9 protein-coding genes and 1 rRNA gene are annotated in these 8,828 nt (G+C 72.1%); 3 read left to right on the forward strand and 7 right to left on the reverse strand.

Features of this window, described 5'->3' with window-relative positions; genetic code table 11:
• A 5S ribosomal RNA gene (rrf, locus tag HUX53_RS24980) occupies positions 1-116 on the forward strand.
• Positions 117-209: 93 nt separating this feature from the next.
• Here rrf and HUX53_RS24985 read toward each other — a convergent pair.
• Positions 210-926 (reverse strand): ATP-binding cassette domain-containing protein, encoded by a 717-nt coding sequence (locus tag HUX53_RS24985; protein ID WP_255205605.1) that lies wholly within the window; start codon positions 924-926, stop codon positions 210-212.
• A gap of 188 nt (positions 927-1,114) precedes the next feature.
• A complete protein-coding gene (locus tag HUX53_RS24990; protein ID WP_176405661.1) occupies positions 1,115-1,615 on the reverse strand; it encodes an FBP domain-containing protein in 501 nt (166 codons plus the stop codon).
• Between the two features lie 73 nt (positions 1,616-1,688).
• On the opposite strand from HUX53_RS24990, the gene HUX53_RS24995 reads away from it, so the two are divergent.
• Positions 1,689-2,258: a TetR-like C-terminal domain-containing protein gene (locus HUX53_RS24995; RefSeq protein ID WP_176405662.1), complete on the forward strand. Its 570-nt coding sequence runs from the start codon at positions 1,689-1,691 to the stop codon at positions 2,256-2,258.
• Between the two features lie 221 nt (positions 2,259-2,479).
• On the opposite strand, the gene HUX53_RS25000 is transcribed toward HUX53_RS24995, so the two are convergent.
• From HUX53_RS25000 to HUX53_RS25015, 4 genes are all read right to left on the reverse strand, one after another.
• On the reverse strand, positions 2,480-4,132 hold the full coding sequence (locus HUX53_RS25000) for a DNA repair helicase XPB (protein WP_176405666.1): 1,653 nt from the start codon (positions 4,130-4,132) through the stop codon (positions 2,480-2,482).
• 140 nt (positions 4,133-4,272) lie between these two features.
• Positions 4,273-4,674, reverse strand: coding sequence for a hypothetical protein (locus HUX53_RS25005; RefSeq protein ID WP_176405663.1), 402 nt, complete (start codon positions 4,672-4,674; stop codon positions 4,273-4,275).
• A 97-nt stretch (positions 4,675-4,771) separates the two neighbouring features.
• The gene (locus HUX53_RS25010; RefSeq protein WP_176405664.1) at positions 4,772-7,135 is read right to left on the reverse strand and encodes a helicase-associated domain-containing protein; all 2,364 of its coding nucleotides are present in this window, start codon (positions 7,133-7,135) and stop codon (positions 4,772-4,774) included.
• Positions 7,136-7,239: 104 nt separating this feature from the next.
• Positions 7,240-7,857 carry a TetR/AcrR family transcriptional regulator gene (locus HUX53_RS25015; protein ID WP_176405665.1) on the reverse strand — a complete coding sequence of 206 codons (618 nt, stop codon included), beginning with the start codon at positions 7,855-7,857 and terminating at the stop codon, positions 7,240-7,242.
• A 176-nt stretch (positions 7,858-8,033) separates the two neighbouring features.
• On the opposite strand from HUX53_RS25015, the gene HUX53_RS25020 reads away from it, so the two are divergent.
• On the forward strand, positions 8,034-8,516 hold the full coding sequence (locus HUX53_RS25020) for a GNAT family N-acetyltransferase (RefSeq protein WP_217919864.1): 483 nt from the start codon (positions 8,034-8,036) through the stop codon (positions 8,514-8,516).
• Here HUX53_RS25020 and HUX53_RS25025 read toward each other — a convergent pair.
• Positions 8,513-8,828 (reverse strand): hypothetical protein (locus HUX53_RS25025; protein ID WP_217919865.1); only part of this gene is annotated, 316 nt, incomplete at its 5' end. The genes HUX53_RS25020 and HUX53_RS25025 overlap by 4 nt on opposite strands.

The following is an 8,828-nucleotide window of genomic DNA, read 5'->3' on the forward strand; positions in this document are numbered from 1 at the left end:
TCGGTGGTTTTGGCGAAGGGGAAACACCCGGTCCCATCCCGAACCCGGAAGTTAAGCCCTTCAGCGCCGATGGTACTGCATGGGAGACTGTGTGGGAGAGTAGGACACCGCCGGACACATATTGCAGGAAGGGCCCCGCCGGCAACGGCGGGGCCCTTCCTCATTTCTGCCACCGCATCCCCGCAGAGGCCGCCGATCGGCCATTGTCGTCACAAGTTTTGCTGGAAGAAGCCGCGCACGTACGGGTCGGCCAGGCCGACCAACTCGGCCGTGCCGCCCATGGCCGTGACCGTCCCGTCCCGCATGAGCACCATTCGCTCAGCGACCTTGGTGGCGGTGAGCATCGCTACGTCGTGTGTGATCACCAGGATGGCGGCTCCGGCGTCCGCGTACCTGCGAAGGGTGGTCCACACCGCGTAGGCCGTTTCGATGTCCAGAGAGCCGGCGGGCTCGTCGGCGATGAGGACGGCGGGTGAGGGCAGGAGTGCGGCGGCGAGCGCGGCCCGCTGGATCTGGCCGCCGGAGTGCTGGTCCGGGAGCAGATCGAGCAGCTCGGCGGGATAGCGGGCCGCGGTGCACGCGCGGTCGAGGCTCCACTGCCGGTGCCGGCGTTCCAGCTCGCGTAGCTGAGCGCCCACAGTCTCCGAGGGGTTGAATGCCGTGACCCCCTCCTGTGGGACGAAGCCGACAGTCCGGCCCCGGAGGCGCCGCCACTGAGGCCGGCCGTCCACGGGGTCGCCGTTGATGAGAATCTGCCCGGCGCACCGTGCCGACTCCGGCAGCAGACCGGTGAGCGCTGCGGCGACCATCGACTTGCCGCAGCCCGACTCGCCGAGCAGAGCGGTGATCTTCCCCTCCGGCACGACCAGGTCCATCCCGTTGAGGACCGTCTCGTTCCAGCGCCCGGTATCGATGTGAACCGTCAAGCCCCGTAGTTCGGCAGTCGCCATGCGGTCAACTCTCTCGGATAGCGGCCACGTCCGGCACCTCCTGCGACGTCGAGCGTCATCCGCAACTGCCGTCGAGGCTGGGCACCTCGACACGTGTGGTGGCTCGGCCTTGCCGATGATGTCTGCGGCTTGGGAGGTTGAGACGGAGAGTCCTTGGCGACGGGTCAGCGGGTCACCTTGTCGAGGAACGAGTGCAGGTTGGTGAGGAGGCGTGCGGTCTTCTCGTCCAGGCTGAGGGATTCGTCGAGGCCGCCGCCCGCGACGGACTGCTTCTTGCCGCGAACGTAAAGGGAGCAGTCCAGGTCGCCGCACAGGTACTGCCCGACGGAATTGCCCTGGCGGCCGGCCTCGCCGGTTCGGCGCGCGGTCATCAGGGCGACACCGCCGCTGGTGCGCGTGGTCAGGCACAGCGAGCACATGGCGCGCGCGGTGAAGCCGCGGGACGCCCCGCCGGAGGCCACCCGCAGCGAGATGCCGGCAAGGCGGTCGTCGCGCTCGGCGACGAGATACGCCCGTTGGGGCGCGCCCGGATCTTGCCAGCCGAGGAAGTCCAGGTCGTCCCAGGGGAGGTCGGCGAAGCCCTTGGGCAGGTCCAGGCGCTTGGCCTCGCCCTTGGAGCAGTTGATGAAGGACGCACGTAGGTCGCGTTCGGTTAGGGGTCTCATGAACGGCGAGGCTATGTCTTCCTAAGGGCCCTAGGCAAATGCTTTAGTATCGTAGGTAAGTGGGAGGGGAGCCATGGTACGTGCGGGAGTGACCGTCGAACGTCTGGCCCGGGCGGCGGCAGAACTGGCCGATGAGGTCGGCTTTGACAAGGTGACCGTTGCCGCGATGGCGCGCCGGTTCGGGGTCAAGGAAGCCAGCCTGTACTCGCATATCAAGAACGCGCACGACCTGAAGACGCAGGTGGCCCTGCTCGCGCTGGCCGAGCTTGCCGACGAGGTCGCCGCCGCGATCGCCGGACGTGCGGGCAAGGACGCGCTGGTGGCCTTCGCCGGCGCGTACCGGGGCTATGCGAAGCGGCATCCGGGCAGATACGCGGCGGCTCGGATGGAGCTGGACCTTGAGACGGCGCTCGCGAGCGCGGCGGGACGGCACGCGGAGATGACCCGGGCGATCCTGCGCGGCTACGAGTTGGCCGAGCCCGACCAGACGGACGCGGTCCGGATGCTGGGCGGCATGTTCCACGGCTTCGTAAGCCTGGAGACCGCAGGTGCCTTCCAGCACCACCCACGCGACGTGGAGGCGTCTTGGGAACGGACCTTGGACGCCCTCGACACCGCCCTAAGAAACTGGCCAGACGCCTGAAAACGCGATGTGGCCGCCCCCATGGCCGCCAGGAGACCCGGTGTTGAGCGCATGAACGGCAGCACCGTACGCGCGCGCTGGGTCCTGGCCTGAGGAGGGAGAGTGTGGCCGTTCCGCTGGCCGCTCAGGCACACGGTTGCGTTGGCGTGGCGCGGTTGGGGCGCCGTGGCAGCGCCGGGGCTGAAGGTCGGTCAGTGATTCTCGTGGTGGTGGCGGTGTGTTTAGAAGTCGTTGCCGGAGAGGACGGTGTCGGCGTCGACTATGCGGTAGGCGTAGCCCTGTTCGGCTAGGAAGCGTTGGCGGTGGGCGGCGTAGTCCTGGTCGAGGGTGTCGCGGGCTACGACGGCGTAGAAGCGGGCGCCGGCGCCGGAGGCCTTGGGGCGTAGGAGGCGGCCGAGGCGTTGGGCTTCTTCCTGGCGGGAGCCGTAGGCGCCTGATACTTGGACGGCGACGGACGCCTCGGGGAGGTCGATGGAGAAGTTCGCCACCTTGGAGACGACCAGGACGTTGATCTCGCCGGAGCGGAACGCGTCGAAGAGGCGTTCGCGTTCGCGGATGCGGGTTTCGCCCTTGATGACCGGCGCGTCCAGGAGGGCGCCCAGTTCGTCCAGCTGGTCGATGTACTGGCCGATGACGAGGGTCTGCTCGCCGCGGTGCCGGTCGACCAGGGCCTTGATGAGCTTGGTCTTGGTGTCGGTGGTGGCGCAGAAGCGGTAGCGCTCCTCGGGTTCGGCGGTCGCGTAGGCGAGGCGTTCGGAGTCGGTGAGGGTGACGCGGACCTCGACGCAGTCGGCGGGGGCGATCCAGCCCTGGGACTCCATGTCCTTCCAGGGTGCGTCGTAGCGCTTGGGGCCGATCAGGGAGAACACGTCGCCTTCGCGGCCGTCCTCGCGGACGAGGGTGGCGGTGAGGCCGAGCCGGCGGCGGGCCTGCAGGTCGGCGGTCATCCGGAAGATCGGCGCGGGCAGCAGGTGCACCTCGTCGTAGACGACCAGGCCCCAGTCGCGGGCGTCGAAGAGCTCCAGGTGCGTGTAGACGCCCTTCCGGCGCGTCGTCATGATCTGGTAGGTGGCGATGGTGACCGGCCGGATCTCCTTCTTCGTGCCGGTGTACTCGCCGATCTCGTCCTCGGTGAGGGACGTGCGGCGGAGCAGTTCCTGCTTCCACTGGTGCGCCGACACGGTGTTGGTCACGAGGATCAGCGTGGTCGCCTCGGCGCGGGCCATGGCGGCGGCGCCGACGATGGTCTTGCCGGCGCCGCAGGGCAGGACGACGACGCCGGAGCCGCCGTGCCAGAACGCCGATGTGGCCTCGTCCTGGTAGGAGCGCAGTTCCCAGCCGTCCTGGACGAGGGAGATGGCGTGGGCCTCGCCGTCCACGTAGCCGGCGAGGTCCTCGGCGGGCCAGCCGAGCTTGAGCAGGGCCTGCTTGAGGGCGCCTCGCTCGCTCGGGTGGACGGCGACGGCGTCGTCGCCGACCCGGTCGCCGATCATGCCCTTGACCTTCTTGGCCCGCAGGACCTCCTCCAGCACCGACCGGTCGGAGGACGACAGGACGAGCCCGTGCACGGGGTCCTTCTCCAGCCGCAGCCGCCCGTACCGCGCCATCGTGTCGGCGACGTCCACGAGGAGGGCGTGCGGGACTGGGTAGCGGGAGTACCTGATCAGCGTGTCGACGACCTGCTCGGCGTCGTGGCCGGCGGCGCGGGCGTTCCACAGCGCGAGCGGCGTCACCCGGTAGGTGTGGACGTGCTCGGGCGCCCGTTCCAGCTCGGCGAACGGGGCGATCTCCTTGCGGCAGGCGTCGGCCAGCGCGTGGTCGACCTCCAGCAGCAGCGTCTTGTCGGACTGGACGATGAGCGGACCGTCGGTCAAAGCAGAAGCCCCCGTCGCGATGTCGATGATCGATGCCACGTCCGGACACCCGCACGCTACCCCAGGCACGGGTGCGCGTCGTGCGGTCCGGACGGGAACGCCTCCTACAACGGCGGCGGGCGCCCCGCTCTTCCCGCGCGCTAGATGCCGGAGCCGGAGTCGTAGCCCGAATCGGAGTTGATCACGACGAAGGCGTAGATGACGGCGATGATGATGCCGCAGACCATCGACAGGCCGAACAGGATCCAGCCGGCGATCGTCAGCTTGCGGGCCGACTCGGGGTCGGTGTGGACGCGGCCCATCGCGATCGCGGACACGATGGCGCCCGGAATCCCGAGGACGCCGCAGCACAGCAGCACGCTGGCGATGTTGCAGACGAGGCAGGCGGTGGTGGAGCCGCTGCTCGTCTGCCGGACGGGCACGCCGGGGGGCCCGTAGGCGTATCCGGGCGGCTGCGGGGCGCCCGGATACGGTGATCCGCCGTAGCCCTGCGGCCCGTAGGGGTCCTGCCAGCCGGGCGGGGTGCCGCCGTATCCGCTCACGGGCGGGCCTCCTCCACTCGCCGATCGGTCCTCCAGACTAGGACCTCCGGAGGGCGGCGCGGGTTCCTTCAACTTCGAAAGATCACGAAACAAGCGCCTACTGGCCGGCGTCGTCCAGCTCGGAGACTCCGGTGATGCGGTGCAGCGCGAAGCGGTGCACGGCGGCGCGGGTGGCGTCGTAGCCGGTGAGGAAGCCGCCCTCGACGCGGACGGGTTCCACGATGCGGCTGGACGCCTGGCCCTGCTGGTCGAGGTAGCCGATCCAGACGCGGCCGCCGCGGTCGACGGCGGCGCGGAGCCGTTCGATGGTGGCCATCGCGGGGGAGCGGGGCGGTTCCCCGGCCGGTGCCTGCCGGGCGTGCTCGGCGCCGTGCCGGGACGCCTCGTCGCCCGCCCGCAGCGCGCGCACCGCGGCGGAGATCATCGAGGTGTCGGTGCGGGTGTCGGGGCGCAGCCGGACGATCTCGGCGGTCGGCGGCGGGTCGGCGCGCTGCGCGTCCGGCCGGGTCACGATCACGCCGCCGCCGGGGGCCTCGGCGACCGGGGCGAGCCCCATGGCGCGCAGCCCGTCCAGCAGGTCGGCGCGCTGCAGCCCGGACGCGAGGACGGTCGGCGCGAGCCGGTACAGCCGCAGCGGCTCGGCGCGGCGGTCGGCGAGGATCTCGTCGAGGGTGGCGGCGGAGTCGGTGCGGACGTAGGAGGAGAGCGCCCCGACGCGCAGGTGCCCGTGCCGGCGCGCCACGTCGTCGATGAGGTAGGTGAGCGGCTGCGGCAGCGGGGTCGCGGAGTGCCGGGTCAGCAGGTCGGTGATGTCGGCGGCGGACCGTCCGGCGTCCAGGGCGCGGCGGACGGACTCGGGCGTGAACCGGTAGACGGTGGCGCCGCCGGTGGACTCGACGTCGGCGGCGAGCGCGAGTTCGCGGGCGAGGTCGGTGACGAGCGGGCCGGGCGCGATCGCGGTCAGGTCGGCCTGGATGAGGATCTCGTCGACGGGCGCCGGAAGGTACTTCTCCAGCGCGGGTTCGGGGTCGTCGCCGGCGAGCAGGTCGCGGGCGAACGGGGCCAGCTCGCCGAACCCGGTGAGGCCGAGCGCGGCGGCCTCGCGGAGCGTCCAGCCGAGCAGCCGTTCGCGGGTGGCGCCGCCGCGGCGGGGCCGCAGCCAGCCGAGCCGGGTGCGCAGCGCGTCCGTGTCGACGGCGGCGCCGCGCCCGGCGCCGGAGAGGACCTCCAGGACCTCCCGGCGGGTGCCGGGGGCGCTGGAGCGCACCATCGCCTCGCTGAGCGCGTTGATCAGCCGGTCCCGGTCGTCGCGCTCCCCGGCGAGCCCGGCGGCGCGGTCGGACTTCAGCCAGCCGCGCGCCAGCTCCGTCCAGCGGCCGGCGGTGTCGCGCATCAGCCACAGGTCGTAGGCGGGGGTGGGCAGCCATTCGCCGTCGAGGTCGCCGCTGCGGGTGAGCAGCCCGGCGGCGTAGGCGACCTCGACGAGCAGCGCCGCCTTCCACTCCGGGACGTCCAGCAGGGTCGAGGCGGTGCGCAGGTCGCGGACGGCGAGGCCGCCGCTGCGCAGGACGGGCGGCGGTTCGAGGCCCCAGCGTTCGAGGAGGTCCTCGATGAGCCGGACGGCGCCCGCCGCCTCGCCCGCGGCGGCGCGGACCACGATGTCCTCGGCGCGCGGTTCCCCGGCGCGGGCCGGGAGCGGCGGCGGTTCGGCGGGGACGTCCCGGAAGAGCCGCCCGGCGCGCAGGTGCAGGGCGACCTCGCGGGGCAGGGTGACCGTGCGGTCGTCCTCGGCGGCGAGGAGGCCGCGGGCGAGGAGCCGCTCGATCGGGGTGGTGGCCGTGTCGAGCCGGACGGGACGGCGCGCGTCGGCGACCCGTCCGACGGGCGGACCCCAGGCCAGCTGGTCGAGGGCGGCCCGCGCCTCGGGCCCGGCGTCCTCGATGAGCGCGGCCGGCTCCGCGAGCAGTTCGGTGAGCCGGTCCAGGAGGCGCGGAGCGTCGGGGAACCCGCGCGGCGCCTCGCCCTCCAGGTCGGTGATCAGATCGGTGAGCCGCTCGGGCGGGTAGCCGGCGAAGACCTCCCGGACGGGCGGGCCGAGCCCCGCCGGATGCGGCAGCCCCTGCCGGACGCCGGGCGCCGTGGCCGGCGTCCCGTCGCCCCAGGCCAGCCCGTAGCGGCGCAGCGTGCCGAGCGCCTCCGCGACCTGCGCCGGCGCCGCGCCGAGGCCGGCCGCGAGCGCGTCGAGATCGGGGGACGGCAGGACGAGGAGGGATTCGAGGACGGCGAGCGTGAACCGGTCCAGCCGGTCGAGGGCGCGGGCCACCGCGGCGGGCGTCGCAGCGCGGGCGGCGAGCGCGGTCAGGTCGGCGGGGACGGGGGCGAGCAGTTCCGGACGCGCGGACAGCAGCGCGCGAAGTTCGTCGTCGCCTCGCGCGCGAAGCCAGTCCGCATACGTTTCCATGCCGTTCCCCAACCTTATGCCGCGGGCGCGCCGCGGTACGCGAAGTCTCCAGGGTAGGAGCCCGCGGGGCGTGCCCGGGGTCGGCGGGGCCGGGACACCGCAGGTCAGGTGGCGGGTGTGCGCTCCAGGTGCACCAGCCCGAGACCGAGCCGCGCCCAGCTCTCCACGAACCGCTCCTCGTCGATGCGGGTCGGCGGCTCGTACATCGACTCGTTCGCCAGCCAGTAGTTCACCACGGCGCCGCCGAGGATGGAGGCGATCGCGGGCCAGTCCTCGTCCGACCCCTCGAACTCGGGCTGCGCCGACAGCCAGGTCGAGATGCCGTCGTACAGCGGGTTGACGATGCCCTCGCGCATCTCCGCGACCAGGTTCGGGAACTGGTCGAGGTCGCGGAACAGCACCCGGATGAGGTCCTGCTCCTCGCGCATCTTGGCGAGGCCGGCCTGGCACGTCATCCGCAGCCGGATTTCCAGCGGCCGGCCCTCGAAGACGCTCGCCTGGTCGAGGACGTCGCTGATCTGCCGGCGGGTCCGGTCGATGTGCTCGCGGATGGCGGAGGCGAGCACCTCCTCCTTGGACCGGAAGTGCCGGTAGAGGCCGCCCGCGCCCGGGGACAGCCCCGCCGCGGCCTCGATCTCCGCGACGGACGTGGCCGCGTAGCCCCGGTCGGCGAACAGCCGGAGCGACTCGGACACTATGCGGTCGCGCGTGGATGGCGTCATGGTGATGAATTCCTCCGCAAGAACACTAAGGCATGTGAGCCCGCGCCGCCGCCCCGCGCGCCGCCTCGTCCGCGGCACGCCCGAATTCGTGATGCGCCTCCCCGGGCGGCCGGGAGGACTAGAGTTCGATGCCGCACGCCCCGTCGCCGGAAGGGGCGTCGCCGGAAAGGTCGACGATGTTCAAGTCTCCGCGGAAGGCGGCGGGCGGGGCGTTCCTCCCCGAGGACTTCGTGGTGCCCACGCTGGTGGCGGGGCCCGACTTCCAGATCCGCCCGATCACCGTGCACGACGTGGTCAAGGACTACGGCGCCGTGCTCGGCAGCCTGGACCGGCTGGCCGGCCGGTTCGGGCCCGAATGGGGGTGGCCCGACAGCGAGTTCACCTTCGAGCAGGCGCTGATCGACGTCGCGTGGCTGCAGAAGCAGGGGCAGCTGCGGCGCTCGTTCAGCTACGTGGTGACCACGCCGGACGGGGAGCGGCAGCTCGGCCGCATCCACGTCGCCCCGTCGGACGAGCCGGGCGCGGACGCTGTCGTGGTGTTCTGGGTCCGCGCGGACGAGGAGAACTCCGTCCTGGAGAAGGAGCTGGAGACGTTCGTCCGCCAGTGGGTGACGACGGCCTGGCCGTTCGACGACGTTCGCTTCCCCGGCCGCGACTAGGCCAGGCGGCGGACGAGGCCGACGATGATGCGGCCGATCACCAGGTAGACGAGGGCTGCCAGGCCGTAGTTGACGGCGACCTCCGTTTTGTGGCTCGCGGGCTGGAAGACGTCCTTGAACTGCCAGCACAGGTCGGTGGCCCTGTCCCCGAACCAGCGGACGAGGTCGTTCGCCGTGTTCGCCTCGAACGCGACGAACACGATGTGCACGGCCAGGATCAGCACGACGACCGTGGTCACGACGGAGATCACGGTGGCGAGCGCGCCGACGGCACGGCGGCGGGCCCCGGCGGCGCGGGCCGTCCACGGGCGC

This window comes from Actinomadura sp. BRA 177, from assembly GCF_013372625.1.
Taxonomy (GTDB): domain Bacteria; phylum Actinomycetota; class Actinomycetes; order Streptosporangiales; family Streptosporangiaceae; genus Spirillospora.